Annotated in this window: 16 protein-coding genes; 12 read left to right on the top strand and 4 right to left on the bottom strand. The window is 40.9% G+C overall.

Annotated elements, in window-relative coordinates:
- The first annotated feature begins 47 nt into the window (after positions 1-47).
- From EHQ70_RS01475 to lpxB, 12 genes are all read left to right on the top strand, one after another.
- Positions 48-1,469, top strand: coding sequence for an Lcl C-terminal domain-containing protein (locus EHQ70_RS01475; protein WP_135583213.1), 1,422 nt, complete (start codon positions 48-50; stop codon positions 1,467-1,469).
- Positions 1,470-1,518: 49 nt separating this feature from the next.
- Entirely contained in the window at positions 1,519-2,214 is a 696-nt protein-coding gene (locus tag EHQ70_RS01470) for a hypothetical protein (protein WP_135583212.1), read from the top strand.
- A gap of 205 nt (positions 2,215-2,419) precedes the next feature.
- Positions 2,420-5,599: a fibronectin type III domain-containing protein gene (locus EHQ70_RS01465; protein WP_135583211.1), complete on the top strand. Its 3,180-nt coding sequence runs from the start codon at positions 2,420-2,422 to the stop codon at positions 5,597-5,599.
- A gap of 578 nt (positions 5,600-6,177) precedes the next feature.
- Positions 6,178-7,209 (top strand): NHL repeat-containing protein, encoded by a 1,032-nt coding sequence (locus tag EHQ70_RS01460; RefSeq protein ID WP_244288188.1) that lies wholly within the window; start codon positions 6,178-6,180, stop codon positions 7,207-7,209.
- Between the two features lie 82 nt (positions 7,210-7,291).
- Entirely contained in the window at positions 7,292-8,422 is a 1,131-nt protein-coding gene (locus EHQ70_RS01455) for a sensor histidine kinase (protein ID WP_135583209.1), read from the top strand.
- Between the two features lie 162 nt (positions 8,423-8,584).
- Complete coding sequence (gene sucC, locus EHQ70_RS01450) at positions 8,585-9,754, top strand: ADP-forming succinate--CoA ligase subunit beta (protein WP_135583208.1); 1,170 nt, start codon at positions 8,585-8,587, stop codon at positions 9,752-9,754.
- A 12-nt stretch (positions 9,755-9,766) separates the two neighbouring features.
- The gene (gene sucD, locus EHQ70_RS01445) at positions 9,767-10,657 is read left to right on the top strand and encodes a succinate--CoA ligase subunit alpha (RefSeq protein ID WP_135583207.1); all 891 of its coding nucleotides are present in this window, start codon (positions 9,767-9,769) and stop codon (positions 10,655-10,657) included.
- A gap of 58 nt (positions 10,658-10,715) precedes the next feature.
- On the top strand, positions 10,716-12,257 hold the full coding sequence (locus EHQ70_RS01440) for a TolC family protein (RefSeq protein ID WP_135583206.1): 1,542 nt from the start codon (positions 10,716-10,718) through the stop codon (positions 12,255-12,257).
- A gap of 21 nt (positions 12,258-12,278) precedes the next feature.
- Positions 12,279-13,733: an SH3 domain-containing protein gene (locus EHQ70_RS01435; RefSeq protein WP_135583205.1), complete on the top strand. Its 1,455-nt coding sequence runs from the start codon at positions 12,279-12,281 to the stop codon at positions 13,731-13,733.
- 11 nt (positions 13,734-13,744) lie between these two features.
- Positions 13,745-13,975 (top strand): FmdB family zinc ribbon protein, encoded by a 231-nt coding sequence (locus tag EHQ70_RS01430; RefSeq protein ID WP_135583204.1) that lies wholly within the window; start codon positions 13,745-13,747, stop codon positions 13,973-13,975.
- A gap of 9 nt (positions 13,976-13,984) precedes the next feature.
- Positions 13,985-14,845, top strand: a complete 861-nt coding sequence (locus EHQ70_RS01425) for an LpxI family protein (protein ID WP_135583203.1) — start codon at positions 13,985-13,987, stop codon at positions 14,843-14,845.
- Positions 14,820-16,031, top strand: coding sequence for a lipid-A-disaccharide synthase (lpxB, locus tag EHQ70_RS01420; RefSeq protein ID WP_135583202.1), 1,212 nt, complete (start codon positions 14,820-14,822; stop codon positions 16,029-16,031). The genes EHQ70_RS01425 and lpxB overlap by 26 nt, the downstream gene beginning before the upstream one ends.
- Here lpxB and EHQ70_RS01415 read toward each other — a convergent pair.
- The 4 genes from EHQ70_RS01415 to EHQ70_RS01400 form a co-directional block, all read right to left on the bottom strand.
- Positions 16,005-16,373: a hypothetical protein gene (locus EHQ70_RS01415; RefSeq protein ID WP_135583201.1), complete on the bottom strand. Its 369-nt coding sequence runs from the start codon at positions 16,371-16,373 to the stop codon at positions 16,005-16,007. The genes lpxB and EHQ70_RS01415 overlap by 27 nt on opposite strands.
- A complete protein-coding gene (locus EHQ70_RS01410; RefSeq protein WP_135583200.1) occupies positions 16,358-18,481 on the bottom strand; it encodes an LIC_12586 family protein in 2,124 nt (707 codons plus the stop codon). The genes EHQ70_RS01415 and EHQ70_RS01410 overlap by 16 nt, the downstream gene beginning before the upstream one ends.
- A gap of 66 nt (positions 18,482-18,547) precedes the next feature.
- The gene (locus EHQ70_RS01405; protein WP_135583199.1) at positions 18,548-19,240 is read right to left on the bottom strand and encodes an LIC12587 family lipoprotein; all 693 of its coding nucleotides are present in this window, start codon (positions 19,238-19,240) and stop codon (positions 18,548-18,550) included.
- Positions 19,240-21,255: an ATP-dependent helicase gene (locus EHQ70_RS01400; RefSeq protein WP_208729498.1), complete on the bottom strand. Its 2,016-nt coding sequence runs from the start codon at positions 21,253-21,255 to the stop codon at positions 19,240-19,242. The genes EHQ70_RS01405 and EHQ70_RS01400 overlap by 1 nt, the downstream gene beginning before the upstream one ends.
- Positions 21,256-21,289: the final 34 nt, after the last annotated feature.

Genomic DNA, 21,289 nt, shown 5'->3' with positions numbered 1-21,289 from the left:
ATCCCTAAGAAATCAGAGGAAGGATCATCTCCTTCGCGTAGATTTTCATGTTATCAAGAACCAAAAGAACAATCTGTACTTTTCTGGTTCCTTTTCTCTCTTTTTTTTGCCAAAAATCAAATTTCAACAACCTCTGTGATCCCAAGTCAGATGATTACCTCGAAAGTTTGTTCCTAAGGTATGTTAACTTCGATGAGACAGCTCATTGTGGAGTTGCTTTGAAAGTAGAACCGCCCACATTTTTAATTTGTCCCCCACTCATCCCTAGAGTGAACGGAACTTTCTTTACGGAAGGATTTGTCTCTGATGGAAATCGTTTGAGTTTTTCTGCAACACCCCCACTTCCAGAAGGAATTTCTTTTTCTCCTTTCTCCAATTCTCTCCAAGGAAGTTATTCCGGCTGGAAAGCAAATCGAGAATCCTATACCATTACCGCCAGTAACCCGAAAGGGAGTGCCAGTTGTACTTACCAACCAGCGTGGATGGGTAAACTACCCTTAAAAACCAATCTCACAACTTGTTACGATGCGGCCAACAACCCAGCCATCTGCTCAAGTGTATCCGGCCAAGATGGCAACCTTCAAAAAGGGATTTCTCAAAGTTTTATCGGCCCAACTCTTGTCGCAGGTGTAGAAATCACAACCGATCTCAATACGGGCTTAGTATGGACCAGTTGCCAAAGGGGAAAAAATTCCATTGGCTGTACACCAACCGGGCTAACAGACTTTCAATTTATGGCCGCTCGAACTGAATGCGCCAGTCTCAATGCAGGATCTGGATTTGCCGGTCGCACTGACTGGCGGGTTCCGGAAATCGATGAGTACGTAAGTACCTTTGATTATTCACTAGCAAATCCTTCCATCAACCAAACCTATTTTCCAGCAACCGATAGTTATAATTATAAAACAAATACAGAAATTACCCCAGGAACTGCTGCATTCTATCCCACTTTTATTGAATCTAGTATTGGAACTGGAAGTTTTTCTGACAATCACCGTTTGCGTTGTGTTTCCAACGGGACTCCTCCCAAGAACAAACGACTCCAAAACAATAACGATGGAACCATTCTTGACCTAGATACTTCTCTCGTTTGGCAAAGATGTACCGCTGGCCTAACGAACCTTACCACTTGCACTGGCGGAGCAGAACTCACCACCAATTGGTCTGGGGCCATCAGCTATTGTCAAAGTTTAAACCTGGCAGGAAGAACCTGGAGACTTCCTAATGCCAATGAACTAAGAAGTTTACTCGATTTCTATCTTACTTATGGGAATCCTGGAGTTGACCCTATTTACTTTCCGAATACTAATGTTTCCCTCGGCCCCCCTAGTGTTCATTACTGGACATCAACGACTCGGCTAGCAGATCCTTCAGAAGCTTTTATCGTTTTTTTTGGTTATTCCAGTGGTGGTCCCATTGCAAAATCAAACAATGCGGACAATCGTATCCGTTGTGTTTCCGATTTTTAAGGTTTGGCGTAAAAACAAATCGAAAGAAAACTAGGACTCTCTACTCTATATGTTAAAGACATTTCCTTTTCTCCTTCTATTTTTTCTTTTTCATTGCACCACCATTGGATTTCATCAAAAAGATACCCGAGAAAAAATTTCCTTCGGCCAAGAATCCAAATTCAGAGCTTGCCTACTCTCGGAACCAGATATCACGAAAGAAGAAATTGCTGATTTATTTACCGCTTGGAACGAAGAATTGTCTTTGTACCAACTTAAAGCGGAACCTACCCATTTAGGTGTTATGGATAGGCCTGGATTTTGGGGAGCTGATATCTTGGGATACCTAATGTCAACTCCCCTAACAAAAGATTGTGACAGACTTGTATATTTAAAAGGAAGAACTTGGGGAGATATGGCTTTTGAAGTTTTGACTCTCGGAATCTTTGCAGGTGTGGGTATCAAATTAGAAATCCAAGGGGCTGTGGAAGGCCAGTCCAATACAAGAGGTTATATCAAAGCAAAATACCAATCCACCATCCAACTTCTATTTACGAGCCCCAAATCCACCCTCATCCACGAAGGTTACCATCTACTAGGTTGTGGCCACCAACTCTTTATGAAAGAATGTTATGAAAAAATCAGGGACGTGAAACTCCTGCTTAATGACCCAGAAAGAGATCCGAGCTTTTTTCCAAACCTGACGACTTCAGGAAAAAAAATTCTAAACCGAACCCAGGTTTTAACCTATTCTAACAAAGATTAGGACCTCTACCAAAGACCACTGAACAAACGTTCAAACCTGTCCAATCCGTACAATCTGAACACCGTTCGAATCGTACGCACCAAGGAAATCCCTAAACAAAGCAGCTGTTAAAACTTATTTTTTAACCTCGCATAACAAATTAGTTCGACAGTCTTTTGGCCCAATCAGAGGGTAGCGCATATTAAAAATACTGGGTAACAAGAAAGTGAAAAAAATTATAAACCTTCTAATCGTGAGCCAACTCATGATCTCTTGTATCGCTCTTTTGGATTTTTCCAAAGAAGCTGATAAAAAACTAGAAACATTAGGACTTGTTGTTGGTTCAGCAACGAGCGTGGGGAGTGCCACTGCAGGACCCGCAGGAACATTGATCAAATCATCAGATGGAAATTTTGAAGTTTTGATTCCTCCAGGAGCAATGGACGAGGAAAAAACTTTTTCCATCAAAAAATACACTGTTACTCCAACCAGTTTGCCCAATGGATTCATTCCCACAACCGATGCGTATGAAGTGACTCCTTCCTACCGATTTAAAAAAGATGTTGTGATCTCACTTACACAAGACGTTGAAAAAATTGAAGCTCTCAACCTAGTAAAAAACAAATCACAAGGTTTTATTTATTCCACAACTGCTGATGCTAGCAACGCAGGGAGAGTGAGTGGAGGCTGGGATGGAACTCTAACATCCGCGAGTACCGACAAAATCCAATTCCAATCTAGAACATTTTCTGTCTTTGGAGGAGGAACTCCGCCACCAGGAAATAATGCCCCCAATATCGTAGGAGCCTTTTACGATTTTAAACCTGGATCCTCGTATTTACCTTTCCGTGTGCGAGCACAAGTGATCGAACCTGATGGAGATACGATGTCAGTATATCTCATCACAGGACCATCTGGACAAGGCACTGTCGCTATCCGAATGACCCCAGAACCGGGCAATTGGTTTTCCGCACTCATCCCTTATGAAGCAATGGTCCAAGCAGGAATTCAAATCCAAGTTTTAGCTGTAGATGTGTATGGAAATAACACGACTAGGCCAACCTCAAATATATTTATCTATCCTGCAAGTTCTGGAGACCCTACCTTCGTCAGCAATTACGATACCGATAGAGATAACGACGGTTACTTGGATGCTTGGGAGATTGACAATGGATTCAATCCAAACAGTGCGTCTTCTCCGAATGCAGCCTCTTTTCCTGATACGGATTTAGATGGAATTCCAAATGTTGCCGACCATACACCAAACGGTGAATTCAATCCATTGATTGATTCCCTGACTGTCATTCCTAACCAAGCAAGGATGTATCTAGATGAAAAAATTACATTCTCTATTTTAGCATCTTATCTTGGCTCCCCAAGGTATGTAAGATCGACCTTTGTCACAACGGGGAACGGACTCAGTGGAACACCAGTCGGTGAATTTTCTTCCTCTGTATTCCAAGCCATTGCCCCTGGGATCGCAGGAGTTCAAGTAACCGTTGGTTCTTTCCAAGCAACCTCCACGGTGACTGTCATTGACACAGTTCCACCTAACAATATTACAACTCTGACGGCAACGGCAATGTCAACAACGAGAGTTCGTTTGCGATGGCAAGCTCCAGGGAACGATGGTTCATTTGGAAAAGTGAGTGCTTACGAAATTCGTCGAGCCACTACCAATATCGACACGGACGCAAAATGTTCTGCAGCAAGTACAATCTTCCATACCTTAACTCCAAAGAACGCAGGTTCGGTGGAAATATGGGATGCAAACGGCCATGCACCACACACTACCTACTTTTATTGTATTCGTGCCTATGATCATAATGGAAATCGCAATGAATGGGCTTCCTCTAACGTATCTGCCACTACCTATGCTGTGAGCGACACGGTGAGACCAGCCGATGTAACCACTCTCACCGCAACGGCAATGACAAATGAAACCATCCAACTCGCATGGACAGCCGTTGGTGATGATGGAAACACCGGAAATGCATCTTCTTACGAAATTAGAAGATCAGCAAGTGTGATCAATACGGACGCAGATTGTGACAATAGCCACGAAGTGACAAACTCCATTAGTGGGGTCACAGTAGGAACCAATGTCAACTTTCTAGTAACACAACTCAGTGCCGATACAAAATACTACTTTTGTGTGAGAGGCTATGATGAAGTTGGAAACAAAGGTCGATGGAATGGGGTTGTTTCTGCAACGACAATGCTCGGTAACTTACCACCGATTGTTAATGCAGGCCCAGACCAATTGAATGCAATGGCAACAACACCAGTCCTACTCAATGGTTCGCAATCCTATGACCCGGACTCCGGTGTTTGTTCCGCAAACCCTGCAAGTTATATTTATCATTGGACCTTCATCTCGAAACCACCGACTTCTAATTTAACCAATGCACAAATTACGAATGGAAACCAATTGAATGCTTCCTTTATTCCAGATGTAGCAGGAATGTATACACTTGAATTGAGTTTCACTGACTCCAGTTCCACTTGTTATGGTGGACCTAGAATGGGGACAGACTTTGTTCAAATTATGGTATATGAAGCTGATCTCATAGCTCCGGCCCAAGTCAGTTCCTTTCTTGGTACAGGAATTTCACAAGACCAGATCCAATTGACTTGGTTGAATGTTGGGGATGATGGAATGACAGGAAATATCAACCATTATGAAATTGGTATTTCCATAAGCCCAATCACAAATGATGCAGAATGCCAAAATGCACCTTGGAAACATTCACCTAACATTAGCAACTTTGTTCCCAATGCACAAGTGGCAACTGTCGTTGGTGGTCTATTTCAAAACACAACCTACAATGTTTGTATCGTTGGGTTGGATGAAGTGGGAAACCGTGGACAAGCGAATGTCGGACTCACAGTGACAACCCTTGCAGGAACCTCTGGATGGGGAGCTTGGACGGCATGGAGTGATTGTAGTGCAAATTGTGGTCTTGGCACACGATCAAGATCTCGAATTTGCCTCGATCCAGTAGCGGGATGCGGCGGCACCGGTGTAGAAACCATTTCCTGCCAAGTAAGAGGTTGCTATGTAAATCGTGGCTTTTACGACGTTGCGGCGAATGGAATCAGTGCTTACGTAAGTTGTCCAGCTGGCTATACTCGGGGCCCGAATATGACCACATATCATAATCCCGGATATCATACTGTACGTGTTTGGGGAGATTATTGGGGAGAAGGTTGGGCTTGCGGAGCTATCTATCGAGGAACTTTCCTTAACCAGAATCCAACATATTACGAAGTTATCAATGGCCCGAATACTGCGGCCTTTTATTTTTCTCACGCAAATCCACCACCGCCACCAAATTATTGTGTGACAACCGAATTGACTCACAATCGACAAGTCGGAATCTATTGCTCGGAAGATCCGCATTAATTCCTAAGACTCGGCTGTTCACTCTAAAAGAGAACGGCGGCCGGGTTCTGATTGATCGATTAGAACAATTGCCATAAGTGAAAATTCACTTATGGCCTGCTTCTTGCTAACAAGCGAAAGATCCCAGTTCTTTCAAATCATGCCAACCGCCGAAAAAATCGGAACGGGGAACCCAAATTTTCACTTACTTTAACAATGATTAATTTCTGAACATAGGGTCCAAAGTTCAAACCTGTCCAATCCTAAAGATTTTCGCTACGGATTCTACCGTATCAAGAAATATCTTTCTCGCTTGATTCTGCTGTCCTGTTTTCCATAACATCCAAATTTAAACCTTTATGAACCGTTTCTTTGTTTCATGTTTCTTTTTCTCTTTATTAGTTTCCTGCGCCAGCCCCAAAGCTGACAATCCTTGCGACCTAGAGGACTCTATTTTTCTACCCAACATTTTTTACAGGCTCATTACAAAGGATAAAAGTAACCAGTGTGGTTACAATCTGTCCATAAAGTTACCCGCCTGCGACCTTTCCTACGAAGAAACTCATTTAGCCGAGAATTGGCCCCAGGTCAAAGCAGAGATGGAATCACAGTTTGCACTAGGATCCGATGGAACGGAAGATTTATTTCAATATAGATCGGAAACCATCGGTTCCATAACGGGAAATAGCTCCACCGCTTTCCAAGGGGCTCTCAATGCGCCGAATGGAGAGATCTATTTTCTACCGTATGCATCTGAGATGTTTTTATCCATTAACCCAGTAACCAAAGCTTATACGAATGTTGGTTCGAAAAGTAGTTATGTTGAGTTTATCGGTGGTTCACTTGGACCTTCGGGGAAAATATATTTATCACCACATCAATTGAATGATTTCCAATCGATAGACACTACAAATAACAACGCAAAGGCGACTATGGGTAACCCAAGTATGTCGGCAACAGCTTATAACGGAGCAATGTATGCTCCCAATGGAAAAATTTACTTTGTTCCAAGTTCGGAAACCATCATTCGTTATTATGATACAAACAAAGCTTCCATTGGATCCGTAACAACCCCAACCGGAAGTGGTTACTCTTCGGCGGTTCTAACCCCTCAAGGAAAGATATATTTCATTCCGTTTCTAGCGACAAGTATGGCCATTCTGGATACAAAAGATGATTCGGTCTCCTTCCACCCTTATGTATTTCCCGGTAGTGGTGCTTATATTGCCGGTGTCCTCACTCCGAATGGACGAATTTATTTCATTCCATACAATGCACATCCTGTGATTTATTTAAACCCGACCACGAATCAAATTGACATAGCAGCTTACCTTCCGGCTCCAACAACAAATATGTTCAATGGTGCTGTTCTTGCTCCCAACGGAAAAATCTATCCCGTTCCGAGTGATAATGCTACAGATTTTATATCGATTGATACCAAAGACAATACCATCACAACTCTCTTTCCTAAAACTACTGCAGGAGATTCCTATCGGGGTGGTGCCTTAGGTCCAGATGGCAATATCTACCTAGCTCCGCATGGAGCCAATCGATTCGATCTCATCCAAACGAAATCGAAAGGAAGGTTCTGCAATTCCCTCAGACTTTCTCCCTATTGGAATAAACTTTAGCCGAAAAGAATGACATAATTTTTAGATTTGCTTCGTCAGATGGATGGTAAGGGTAGTTTACCTTGCAAAAGTTTGAACCCTTATGTTTTCTTCTAAAAATTCACTCCCGACTACCTTCGTTCTGTTTGCGAATGGCCTACCTCATTCTGTATTAGTTTTTGAATCTCCCAGTTCTGAACTTTCCTTAGAGAGTAATCTTATCTATGCAAACCCGATGGCTAGATCGATTTTTGATCAAAAAATAAATCAGAAAAATACCCAGTCGCTCCTAGATTTATTTCCAACGTTTCAATCAGATGGATTTTTTTCTGAGATCGTCCACTCCCTGGAAGGAGGAAAACCATCCCGAATTCTCATCAATCACTCGGAACTTTTTCCCAAAGATAAAAGTATCAAAAAAATCTATTCCCTCCGAACATCAATTCTCACATCCAATCAGTTTTCTTTTCTCTTAGAAGACATCACAGAAACTGTAGAAGCGATGGAGAACACGGATAAGATGTTACATTTTACAGGGATTCAAAACAGTCGTTTGCAGAATTTTGCTTATATCATCTCACACAATGTCAGACAACATTCTGCCAACTTTAAATCTCTGATTGGTTTGTTAGAAGAAAATCCTACAGATGAAGAAAAAAAAAGTATCATGGAAATGTTACACACATCTGCGGACAAACTGAACGAAACAATCATTCACTTAAACGATATTGTTTCCATAGGACAGATGTTAAACAAACCAGTGGAAGTTTGTGATTTAGAAAAAGAAATTCAAAAAACTTTGAACATACTCAAAGGATCGATTGAATCTAGAAACATCCAAATCATCATTGACTTAGAAAAGAACTTAAAATTAAAAATCATTCCCGTATACCTAGAAAGTATCCTCCTCAACCTAATCTCGAATGCAGTGAAGTATGTACGTTTGAAAACTGGTGCCTCTCTTAAAATCACTGCCAAAAAAACAGAAAACCAAGTGGTTCTATCTTTTGAGGACAATGGACTTGGAATCAATTTAGAAAAACACGGTGCCAAAATCTTTGGAATGTTTAAAACCTTTCACAAAAACGAAGACGCAAGGGGGATCGGACTTTTTATTACAAAATCCCAGGTGGAAGTTCTCGGTGGAACAATTACTGTCGAAAGTTTGGAAGGAAAAGGTTCCACTTTCACAGTGTTACTCCCTGACATTCCAGAGGATTCACTCTACATCTAGTTGCCTTTGTTCTGTTTCTATACAATAAAGAATGGTTCCATCCCCTGAGTTTGGCTGGTAACTTCTTCTCATTCGGTCTTGACAATCTCCCCTGTCCGACGAGCCTTACCCTAGTGATCCGTCGGCGTGCCCAACGGACGTACCAATGACATAAGGAAATCCATGAAAGTCCACGAATACCAGGCCAAAGAAATCCTACGTAGACACAATGCCAACGTTCCGTTCGGAAAGGTCATCGACACAGTCGGTGATTTCGAAAAGGCATATAACGAAGTTGTCCAAAAATCACCAGTAGTTGTGGTGAAAGCCCAAATCCACGCAGGTGGACGAGGAAAAGGTGGCGGGGTTAAAGTCGCCAAAACCAAAGAGGACGCAAAAGCAGCTGCAGAGAGAATTCTCGGAATGCAACTCATCACCCCTCAAACAGGCGAAGAAGGAAAAAAAGTTCTCAAAATTTATTTGGAACAAGGTCTTGAAATCGCAAAGGAATACTACCTCTCCATCCTACTCGACAGAGCATTCCGCAAAACCATCATTATGGCTTCTACCGAAGGTGGAATGGAAATCGAAGAAGTTGCAGAAACTCACCCAGAAAAAATCATCAAAATCCAAATTGATCCAGGTATCGGAGTCCAAGGTTCTCAAGTGCGTGAACTCGCATTTGCTTTAGGAATCCCGGCCGAAGCACAAAAGTCTTTTACAGCTCTTGTGAACGCAGTGTACAATGCTTACATCAAAGAAGATGCGGCACTACTTGAAATCAACCCCCTCATCCTCACAAAACAAAACGAAATCATTGCAGGTGACTGCAAGATGGATTTGGATGAAAACGCTCTTTACCGCCATCCAGAAAACGAAGCTCTTCGTGATATTTCTGAAGAAGATCCGTATGAAGTAAAAGCAAAAGAATACAACCTCAACTACGTTAAGTTAGATGGAAACATCGGTTGTATGGTAAATGGTGCCGGTCTTGCGATGGCAACTATGGACATCGTTAAGTTAGCTGGTGCAGAACCTGCAAACTTTTTGGACGTCGGAGGTGGAGCAAACCCTACTACAGTAGAAAACGGTTTTAGACTCATCCTCTCTGATCCAAACGTAAAAGGTATCTTTGTAAACGTATTCGGTGGAATCGTTCGTTGTGACCGAGTGGCTCTTGGAATTATCGAAGCTACGAAAAAGGTAAACGTATCAGTTCCAGTAGTGGTTCGATTGAAAGGAACCAACGCGGAAGAAGGAAAAAAAATCCTGAACGAATCCGGTATGAACATTGTGGGAGTGGAAGGACTCCGTGACGCGGCAGACAAAATCGTCTCCCTAATCAAAAAATAGGAACTATAAAACATGACTGTATTAGTTGACGCAAACACAAGAGTAGTCGTTCAAGGGATCACCGGTAAGGAAGGATCCTTTCATGCGACTCAAATGTTAGAATATGGTACAAAAGTGGTTGCTGGTGTGACCCCAGGTAAAGGTGGACAAATCTGGACATCTGAATTTGGAAAAACTGCTCCTGTTCGTAACACCATTAAAGATGCAATGACCCAAGATGGTGCAAACGCAGCAATTATCTTTGTTCCACCTCCATTCGCTGCTGATGCGATTCTGGAAGGAATCTTTGCAGAAATCCCACTCGTGGTTTGTATCACAGAGGGAATCCCTACTCACGATATGCTAAAAGTATATAGCGTACTTCGTAATTCCAAAACCAAACTGGTAGGACCGAACTGCCCTGGAGTCATCAACCCATTACACAAAGTAAAAATGGGAATTATGCCAGGTTTCATCCACACTCCAGGTAAAATCGGGATTGTTTCTCGTTCTGGAACTTTGACTTACGAATCTGTAGCTTCCTTAACAGCGGCAGGCCTTGGTCAGTCCACTTGTATCGGAATCGGGGGAGACCCAGTTCCAGGGATGAACCACGTCGAAGCGGTTCGCCTCTTAAACGAAGATCCGGACACAGAAGGAATCGTAATGATTGGTGAGATTGGTGGAACTTCAGAAGAAGAAGCCGCGGCTTACATCAAAGCTCATGTCAAAAAACCAGTAGTTGGTTTCATTGCAGGACAAACAGCTCCTCCAGGAAAACGTATGGGCCATGCCGGTGCGATCATTTCCGGTGGAATGGGAACTGCCACTTCTAAAATTGCGGCAATGCAAGACGCTGGTGTCAGCATTTGTGCGCATATTGGTGAAGTTGGTGATAAAATGAAAGCTGCCCTTAAAAAATAAGGGTAGGCTTTAAAAAAAAACAGCTATTCAAGGGGAATGAGGAGTCTGAATTAAGAGTATGGAACAACGTTCATGGGTTTCAAGTACATTGATTCTCCTCGTTTCCGTAGGCCTACTGGCTGCGGAATCTGGAGATAAGGGATTTACACTTAGCTTACAAGATGCAGTCAAGTATGCCATAGAAAACAACCGCGAGGTCATGCAGGCTCGGTTAGAATTGGCAAAAGCTGACTCCAACCTTATGAAGTTTGAGGGAAAGTATTCTTGGCGTGCCCTTTCTAAAGCGGAATTGGATGAAAAAAAATTCCCTTTCAACCAAAACAACATCTTTACGGGAACAAAAACCCAAACCACCACTTATAGTGCTGGACTCGAAAAACTATTCACAACGGGAACTTACTTCAAATTAGAAGCAAAGTCACAACGTTTTGACTCGAACGCTTTTGAAGATCCAAACAAAACTCCTGCGGGATTTACCGCTCTTGGCCTTCCGCCTTTATATACAGATACCCTTTCCGTTACGATTGCACAGGATTTACTAAAAAATGCTTTTGGTGCCAACGAAAGGAATATGGAAAAAATCCTAGAAAACCAAACAGAGATCATGCGAGAGCAAATGGAAGACCAAGTTGCAAACAAAGTGGTCGCCACTCTTGTTGATTATTGGAACTATTCTGTAAAAGAATCTGGATACCAAACCTTCGAACAACTTTTAAAAAATACAAAGAATGTTCGCGACCTAACCATTCGCAAACAAGGACTCGGACTTTCTGAAAGTTTCGAAGTCAACCAGTGGAATGCCCTTCTCTCTCAAGTAGAAGGTCAGATGGCTCAGGCCGTTGCGGAAAAAGAAGAGGCACGAAGAAAACTCATTCGTTCTTTGAACCTTCCCGAAGATACTGTTTTCCAAAAAACAACTCCTCTTTCGGAAACACTTCCATCCAGATTGGATTACCAATCAGATATCGACTATGCTTACAAACATAGAGCCGATTTCAAAGCCCTTGTTCGCAAAAAAGAAAATGCTGAACTTTCCATGAAAACTGCCAAAAACGAAGCTCTTCCTTCTTTGAAAGCTGCAGGAACTTATGGATACCAAGCACAAAATACCATCAGTCCTCAAAACAATTATACTGACAAAGGTGCGGGAGTTTTTTCTTACCAATACCCTGTGATGCAAGGATCTTTAGACCTAAGTTACCCCATTATGGACAAAGGTGTGAAGGCTGGAATTCGTGATGCAGAAATCCAAAAACGCCAAGTTTCTTTGGAAGAAGCAGACCTGACAAAGGCAGTTTCTGATGATGTCAAAACAAGAATCGATATTTTAAAAGCATCTTTCCAAGTGATGGAAAATGCAAAACGCACAGAAGAAGAATCTAAAAAATATTATAACGGTGTTTTACGTTCCTTCCAACAAGGAAGATTCAATGCACTGGCAGTCAAAAATGCTTTAGACACTCATGTGCAAGACCAATTGTCACTGGTTCGTGCGAAAGTAGATTACAACATCAATTTACACAGATATTATGTTTCTAAGAATGCTTTATTTGAAGAATACGGAGTGGAAAGATCCAAACTCCTGCCTGAAAATCTTTAATCTAAAAACGGGAGAATCTTTTTGATCCGCTCCCGTGTATTTCTCGCATTTGGTCTTCTTTTTTCACTCATTGTCATCATAACCTATGCTTTTGTTGACTTTCGTGAGAGGGAAGACAAGGCCTATGACCTCTACCAATCAGAAGCGTACCTCAAAGTTCTAAAACTCTACTCCGATACCGAAATTCCTTCCAGTGAATTAGAACTTACCATTCTATCCCAAACCATTTCCCAGTTAGAAAAAAAACTAAACGAAAAAGGTTCACCCAAAGATCTTATTTCTTTTTTCAAAAAACGTTCCTTAACCAAACTCATCGAATGGGAAACAACTAGAGGAACCTATTACCATATTGAAGACCCATATCTTTCACATTTGAAAAAACATGGAGATGGATACAAAAGGGCTCTCATCACTAAAATTGGAAGTTTATCCAAACCAATTCCGAAACGTGAAGTCACTCACCTTCTCCTCCTACTCATCCTAGAAGACCCTCGCGGGATGGAGGAAAGTTTTAGTCGTTCTCTAGCAAACCTACTCAGTTTTCCTTTTGAACCAATTGGAGAAATTGAATCCGAATTTTTACTCCAGAGTTTACATTTTTTGGCAAACACACAAAACACAGTTTTATTCCACCAAACAGCTGTCGTTCGAGGAAAAAATGTAAATCTTCGAAGTGGCCCGGGACGTGAAAATGCTGAAGTTGGAAAAATCAGCGAACCTGAATTAACTTTTTGTTTAGAAGAAGACTCCGGTTCCGAAACCATTGCAGGGAAAGTGGGTCATTGGAAACGATGTTACTTTCCCAACTTACAAAAATCCACTTGGATCTTTTCTGGATTTTTAACCGCCGTGTCACCAAACACAAGCTATATTGGTGATTTTGAAAAACGATTTAAATCCGTAGATAACGAAATTCGAATCGACTTCGAAGGTTGGAATGGGAACCAAATTCCCGCCACTTTTTTTGGTGAATACATTTCGAGGGAATCCGTCCGAGTTTCGGGGGAAACCGGATTTCCCATTTATGGGAAGGCAAAAAACTCCAAGGGCACCCAAAGAATTTGTAAAAAACTCTCCGGTGACAAAAACTATTTTGAGTTTTCTTTTAGCCCAACAGACTCCGAAGTTCCTATTACCTTTTTAGAACTGCATTTGAATTACGACAACCGAGAACACCTTGCCTATTCCATTTCCTTAGATCAGGAATCGATTTGGATAAATAAAAATCGATATGTCCTCGACGGCGAAAAAAGAAGAGAAAATCTGTCCTTACACATTGAATCCCGCGAGGGGGACAAATGGAACGCTAGCCTCTGGAGGCGAAACACAGGACTCATTCAGTCCATTCGTTCCTTATCCTTGGATGAATCGGTTCTCCAATCAGGTCGATACTCCTGGGAAATTTGTCTTCCGCTGACAAAAGAACCAAATCGGGAACAAGTGTTACTCTTTGAAATTAGAACAGGAATCCATTAGGGGAAAAGTTTATGGCTACCTACGATTACCATTGTAATACATGCGGAAAAGACTTTGAACACGTTCAATCCATGAAAGATGACGCCATTACGGAGTGTCTCTGTGGAAAAAATGGATCTGTCGAACGCCGTATCTCCGCAAGCGCTGGCATTATCTTCAAAGGAACTGGCTTCTACGTAACCGATTACAAAAAAGACAATTCCGCCCCAGCTACGGGTAGTAGCGATTCAGGAAAATCCTAAGGTCATTCTTTGGCACCTAAAGGCCGATTAGCGATCATTGCTGGTGGTGGGGAACTACCCCATATTGGAATGTTGGAAGCACTTGCTGCCGGTGAGGATCCCCTATTTCTGGGACTCATTGAATCTGATTTTTCTCCGAGAGAACATAGTGCACGCACGATCCCAGTACATATCACTCAGGTCGGTAAAATTTTAAAAACCATTCAAAAAGAAAAAATCACTCGGATTTTAATGCTTGGAAAAGTTCGTAAAGACCTACTTTTCCAAAAACTCAAATTTGATCTGAAAGCTTTGGCAATCCTTGCCCGTACCATCAATCGAAATGACTACCCCATCTTTCTTGCCATCGCTGATGAATTCGAAGCCATGGGTGTCAAAGTCATCTCCCAAAAGTTATACTTAAAATCCTTGCTGCTTCCTGAAGGAAGGTACACACCCAAAAAATTCAAATCCCAAGAATTGAAAGATATAGACTTTGGGATGTTTTATGCAGAGAAAATGGCGGATTTAGACATTGGGCAAATGGTAGTGGTCTGTGATGAATCCGTAATTGCAGTGGAAGCGGTAGAAGGAACGGATGAAACCATCAAACGTGGTGGATTGTATACCAAAAAGAAAGGGGATGCCGTTGTTTGTAAAAGCCCCAAAGCCAAACAAGATGATCGTTTTGACTTACCCACCATCGGAATTCATACCTTCCAAATGATGCTCGAAAGTGGTTGTAAAACACTTTGTATTCGAGAAGGTGAAACTTTGATAGTAGATCCGAAAAATGCGATAGAATTTGCCACCAAACATAAATTAAATTTTTGTGTCATAGGAAAAAGCGGAAGTAAGGTTCTCAATGGTAACCAAAAAAAAATCCCATAATCATGAATCAGACAAAAACATCCTAGTCATTGCCGGAGAACATTCCGGTGATTTACTTGGTGCTGATCTTTTGCAAGAATTGGCCATCCTCGAACCAGAATACAAATTCTATGGAATTGGCGGTGAAGGGATGATTGGATTTGGACTTGATTCCATGGAAGAGTTAGAACAACTCAGTGTGATAGGATTTTCCGAAGCCTTAAAAAAATATAGTTTCTTAAAAAAGATTTTTTATCGCGTTTTAGAGGAAACCAATCGTAGACCAACCAAACTTGCCATTTTAATTGATTACCCAGGATTTAACTTACGTTTGGCGAAGGAATTAAAACTTCGTGGTATCCCCACTGTTTTTTATGTTTCACCGCAAATTTGGGCCTGGAAATTCAACCGAATTTATTTTATCAAAGAACAAATTGCACTCATGCTCACTCTCTTTCGATTTGAAGAAGAGATTTATACAGAATATGGTGTGAATGCAAAATTTGTGGGTCATCCCATCACCAAAAGGATTCCTGAAAAATTAAAAAAGGAACCGGTGATCACGGAAAAACTTCCGGACTCCCACCACGGGTATACAGTAGGTCTACTCCCTGGCTCCAGAAAAGGTGAAATTCGAAGACTCATTGATCCCATCCTCGGAACTGCTGCCCTCCTCCATGAACAGAGCAAATTAGAAAAAAAGAAAATCGTATTCCTTCTTCCGAACATCAATACAAAAGAAGAACCTTTTATCTTAGAAAAAATAGAAGCCTTAAAACAAATCCATCCGGACATCAAAATCCATTATTTATGGAATGCATCCCTTCGAGTGATGGAAACAAGTGATCTCCTCCTGATTGCTTCAGGAACTGCCACTCTAGAAGGACTTTATTTTGAAACACCAATGGTGATCCTTTATAAGGTGAGTTTGTTTACTTACTTCCTTGGATCCTTACTCATGCGTTCGAAATTCATTGGCCTTGCCAATATTCTTTCAGGTGAGGAAGTTTGTCGGGAAATCACTCAGAACGAATGCCAACCTAAATATATTTTTCAAGAAGCATGGAAGATTCTTTCCAATGCAAAACTTCGAAACAAAATGAAAGGGATTTTAAGGGATGCGAAAGAAAGAGAACTAGGAACAAGCAACGCTTCTAAAAAAGCAGCAAAGGAAATCCAATCACTCCTTCGAAGCCTTTCGAATTAGCCTAACAACTCGGTTTTCCCAAGTACCAATCCAGGACTTGGGTTTCAGATCAGAATATAAAAAATAACCTTTGATATTTTCTTCATCGCTTGCTCTCAGACGAATTCCTACAGAATCCAATTCCAAACTAAAACCATCGCCTCCATTCCAAAGGACCTTGTTTTCTTCCGGTTGGAGATAAACCACGTGTGTTTTATTTTCCCACTCTAAAAACCATTCCCCACCAAAAGCTGGTAACTTAGATACTTCAGGAGCAACGTCTGCAGGATTTTTTTTCTCCGTACAACTGATAGAAAATAATAATAGAAAAATAAAACTAATAGAAACTATTTGATTACGCATTTATTTTCCTCCTCTGAAAAACTAAAAGTTCCTCTGGATTCTCCTACGAGACCATAGGTTGTAAAACCATAGTTTCCATTTTTATTATTTCCATATCCTTTCAGGTCCAAAGATTCACTAGAAACAACTAAATTAGAAATATAATCCATATCAGAATACCGACTCAAATCAAATTCCATTTGAAAGGGTTTTTTGAAGGGAGTCAGATCCATATCTAATTTTGAAATTAAATCGGCATCCTGAAAACTCACTCCAAACAGTTTCAAAAAGTAAGAGGTTCTCGCATCTTTATGTAAGGTATAATAATCGCTTCCCATACTATTAAAACTATAATCCAAACTCACTTGAGAAGGTTTCAACTCTGCACCACAGAATTGCATCCAAGGATCGGACCAAGGATATTCATTTAACAACAAACTAAAACCAAAGTTTGGAGTTTTACTGGCAAAATAAGAAATCATAGTAACTTTCGAACCTGTATTTCCCAACGCCAAATTAAAATTCATTCGGCCATCTTTGACCTGGAGATTTCCTTTTGATTCCCCAAGAGATTTGGATCCACTATAAGGAAAATAGTTTCCAATAGAAATTCCTAAGTCCAAATTCATGGCTTCTAAAAAATATTTATAAACTTTGGTTTGATAAAAGTATTCTTCTGAAATTAATTTTTCCTGCCTTTCTTTGATTTCCTCTAAGGTTTCTAACTTCCAATCTTCATATAATGGCTTCCAATCGTTAGCAGTAAAGTCAGGACTTTTGAAATTAAGTTTCGTTTTGGAATTTAGTGGATAATAAAAAGATCCATCTGTTTTTTTAGACCTTCCCCAAACATTCACTCCGCCACCGGATAGATGCGACGGTTTGCCAAATAACAAAGAATCAAAATTCAAATTCCATTCATTTCCTTCAGTAAACTTCAAAGAAAAAGAACCATCTTCCAGTTGTAAAAGTTTCGAATCCCATTCAATGTCAGAACCAATAAGTTCGCCGCGTAATTGGAACCATTTGTTTCTGTCTCCTGTTTCGGTGAGATCCAAATTTCCATTTAAGGTTCCCGTCAAAGGAAGGATAAAGTTTCCAGATACATCGGAAATCCTTTCCGTGATTCCTTCTAAGGACTGAATTTGGAATTCGAAATGGCGATCGAGAATTGGTTCTTTGGCCATTTCTGTTTTTACTGAAGTTTTGATTCGAAAATCTGTTCCTAAAAATTCTCTTTCTTCTTTGTTTTCCGTGAATAAAAATACTTCTCGGAAGCGAAATCCATCGAGTATAAAATTCTCAAAAAAAGGAACAGGGATAAGAGAGTTTTCAAATTCTACATCTCCGCTGGCAGTGAACCCGGAAACCGGATCACGAACCACTTTTCCTTCTCCTGAAAGAACAGCAGAATGTACATTGGAGCCAAATAAATAATTTGTTAAGATGATGGCTTCTTCGGATGGATAGTTTTTCCATTGAAACTCAAATTGGAATTCATCCAATTGGTTTTCAGAAAACACTCCCTCCCCTTTGATTCTTGTTGTATTGGGAATCCAAAACCAACCATTGTTATACGAAAGATATAATTTTTTACTCTTTCGTTTCATTACAATGTCCCAACCTTCTTTCCAATCCACCAAAGTAGAATCGTTCTGTTTGACAGTTAACCTTGCATCGTGAAAACGAATGTCTTTTAATTTGTTTTTCTGTGCATATTCGATCAGTTGGTTTCGCAAACTTACGTTTTCATTTAAAACCAAGTGGGGACTATAAAAATCAATTTGTTCCACTGTTGGGGAATCTTTAAAATAACTCGATAACCGGAAGGTGACTTTTTTTACCTTCAACATATGGTCGTTAAATGAAAAGTCTTCTTCATTAGAAACCACAAGGTCTTCGATGATAAGACCCTCTCTGAGGGAAAAGTCTAGGACACCAATGTCCACAGCCTTTCCTAGTTCCTTATTGATGGTAAAGGAAACCACTTTCCTAAGTTGCACTAACGGAATACGGTAATTACGAAGGTAATATTCGAGACCATAGTACAATAAGGTAAAACAGAAAAAAATAAATCCTAATGCCAAAAATGAAAATAGAACCCGTTTGTTTTCACGGATTCTATTCATTAAGTTTAGAAGGGATAACCTATACTGGTATAGGCTTTCAAAGGAGAAGATCCGTTCCAAAAGAACTTAGAGTTTGCCCTCCGGCTGCAACACGTCCAAACATTCTTTTTGAATGGACTTCAAAGTTTCATTGTTTGGAAATTCTTCCAGACCTAAGTTAGCAACCAACAAACCTTTTTGATAAAAACCGGTATTTTTGTATTCGAAACCCATTTTTAAGTAAGTTTTTGCCGCTGTTTCATAATAGAATTCGTCTTTCTTTTGATTTCCTTTGGTATACGTTTTCGTTAGTGTTGCAAGGGCCGGGTAATATTCCCGTTCCGCTACTAGAGACTGCACCACTAGTTTTTTACGTTCCATAAGGTTGGTGTTTTTATCCAATCGTTCCGATTGGTTTAGAAATTGAATGGCTTTCGCATACTCGTTTTTACCCACATAGGCTTTCCCCATTGCGAGATTCCACTCAGAAAGTTGTACCGGGTTGGACTTTGCCTGGTTCACTTGGTTGAGTGTCGAAATAGTTTCATCGTATTTTCCTAGATCTAATAAAAGTTTTCCTTTTCGGATCACTAATTTGTCTCGGGATTCGTCAGATAGTGTAGAGGATTTGAGATCAGCATCGATGGATTCGATTTGGGCCAAATGAGACCCTGTATTGACTTTGGAAACTCCTGTTCTTTGGTTTCCTTGATTTGATGCACAATTTTCAAATACCACAACCATCGCTAAAATGAGGGTTAGTGGGAGAATCGATTTCATTAGCCTACCTTTAGTTTGTCTAATTCCTCTAAGAAATTCTTAGTTTCTGTGTCTCTATCCTTCGTTTCCATCGGGAAAAAAAGAACAGCGTCCTGAGACAGCTCATTTAAAAACCGAGAGGGGGCACTCTCGATTTGCTCCCCAAATTTGCGTCTTGTACGAGCCGAAGTCAAGTACAATTTTCGCCTTGGGCGAGTCATACCCACGTAGAGAAGGCGTCGTTCTTCATCGACCACTTCCCCTTCTTCTTCTATAACACGTGAGTTCGGTAAAATTCCCTCTTCTAGGCCTACTAAAAAAACTAAATCGTATTCTAGCCCTTTGGACTGGTGCATGGTCAAAAGCTGCACCCGGCGGTCTTCCTCGTCCTCTTTGGGCTCGTCTTCCATCAGGAGGACAAGCCTCTGTAAAAAGTCGAAAATTGTCGCTTTGCCCTCACGGCCCTCTTCTTCTTCAAAAAAGGACAACATATTCACAAGTTCACTCAAATTGTAGATCCGGGCTTTGACCACCTTCTCTTCGGTCTCTTCCAGGGAGATTTCCCGCTCAAAACCGATTTGAGTGATCATTTCCCGAAGGATGGGTGCCAGTTTCGGTGACATCGCAAACTTCTTCTTAAAGGCATCTACCATTTCTACAAATTGGTAGATTTCTTGTCTGACCTTAGCTTTAACTTCGGGCAAATAGTCGGGACTCTCAATCATTTTATGAAAGATTTCATAAAGAGAAAGTTTGTGGGTAAAGGCTTCCTCTTGGAGCTTTTGCATGGTGCCAGGACCAATCCCACGTTTCGGGTAGTTGATGATTCGAAGTAGTGAATAATCATCCTTAGGATTTGCCACGTAACGTAAGTATGAAATACAATCCCTGATTTCTTTTCGATCAAAGAAATTATAACCACCCACTACTTTGTAGGGAATGCTCCGATTTCGGAGTTCTTCTTCAAAGGGACGGGATTGGAAATTGGTGCGAAATAAGATGGCAATTTCTTTTCCCTTAAATTCATTTTTGATGAGTAAGGTTTGGATCCTTCCTGCGACAAAGATGGCTTCTTCCCTTTCATCTGCGGTTTCATAGTATTCCACTCGTTCTGCAGACGGAATCCGACTGTATAAAGTTTTTTCCTTACGACCTTTATTGTTTTGGATGAGAGAGTTGGCCGCTTGGATGATGAGAGAAGTGGAACGATAGTTTTCGAGAAGCCTCACTACTTTGGCGTGAGGGAATTCTCTTTCGAAGTTGAGGATGAGTTGGACATTGGAACCACGAAAGGCATAGATACTTTGGTCATCATCACCTACCACACAAAGGTTATCACTTTTGCCTCGAAATAAAGATAAAAACTCGTATTGGAGTTGGTTTGTATCTTGGAATTCATCCACAAGATAATATTCATGTTTTCTCTGATAGTATGCTGCAATTTCAGGAAACTCAGCTAACAAACGTTTGGGAAGTAAAATCAAATCATCAAAGTCGATGGCATTTTTTTCTTTAAGTCCATCTTCATACATTGAAAAAACTTCAGCTGCGATGAGATCAAACTCACCTGTTTGACCATTGTCTCTCGGATGAACTTGTGTATTTTTCGCATAAGATATACGACGAAGGATTTCTTTGGGAGGAACTTTTTTAGGATCCAGTCGTTTGGATTTTAATAGGTCAGAAACAAAGGCTTCCTGGTCGGTTCCATTGAATAACAAAAAGGTTTCGTTATAGCCAAGTTTGGTAATATGTTCTTTTAAAATCTTTAAACCTAACGAATGAAAGGTGGAAAGAGTGATCCCTTTTAATTTTTCTCTAGGGACCATCTTACGAAGGCGTTCGGCCATCTCTTTCGCACTTTTGTTGGTAAAGGAAAGGGCAACAATTTTGCCCGCAGGGATTTTTACCCCTTCTACCATATGTGCAATCCGGTTGGTGATGACCCTTGTTTTTCCAGACCCTGCGCCAGCGAAGACCAAAAGAGGTCCTTGGATGGTGGAGACTGCTTCCATTTGTGCCGTATTCAATTTCATAGGGAGACCGGTAAGGGACATAATCCAAGCAAAT

Source organism: Leptospira congkakensis (assembly GCF_004770265.1).
GTDB lineage: Bacteria > Spirochaetota > Leptospiria > Leptospirales > Leptospiraceae > Leptospira_A > Leptospira_A congkakensis.
This window is presented reverse-complemented; position numbering and strand designations above follow the sequence as displayed.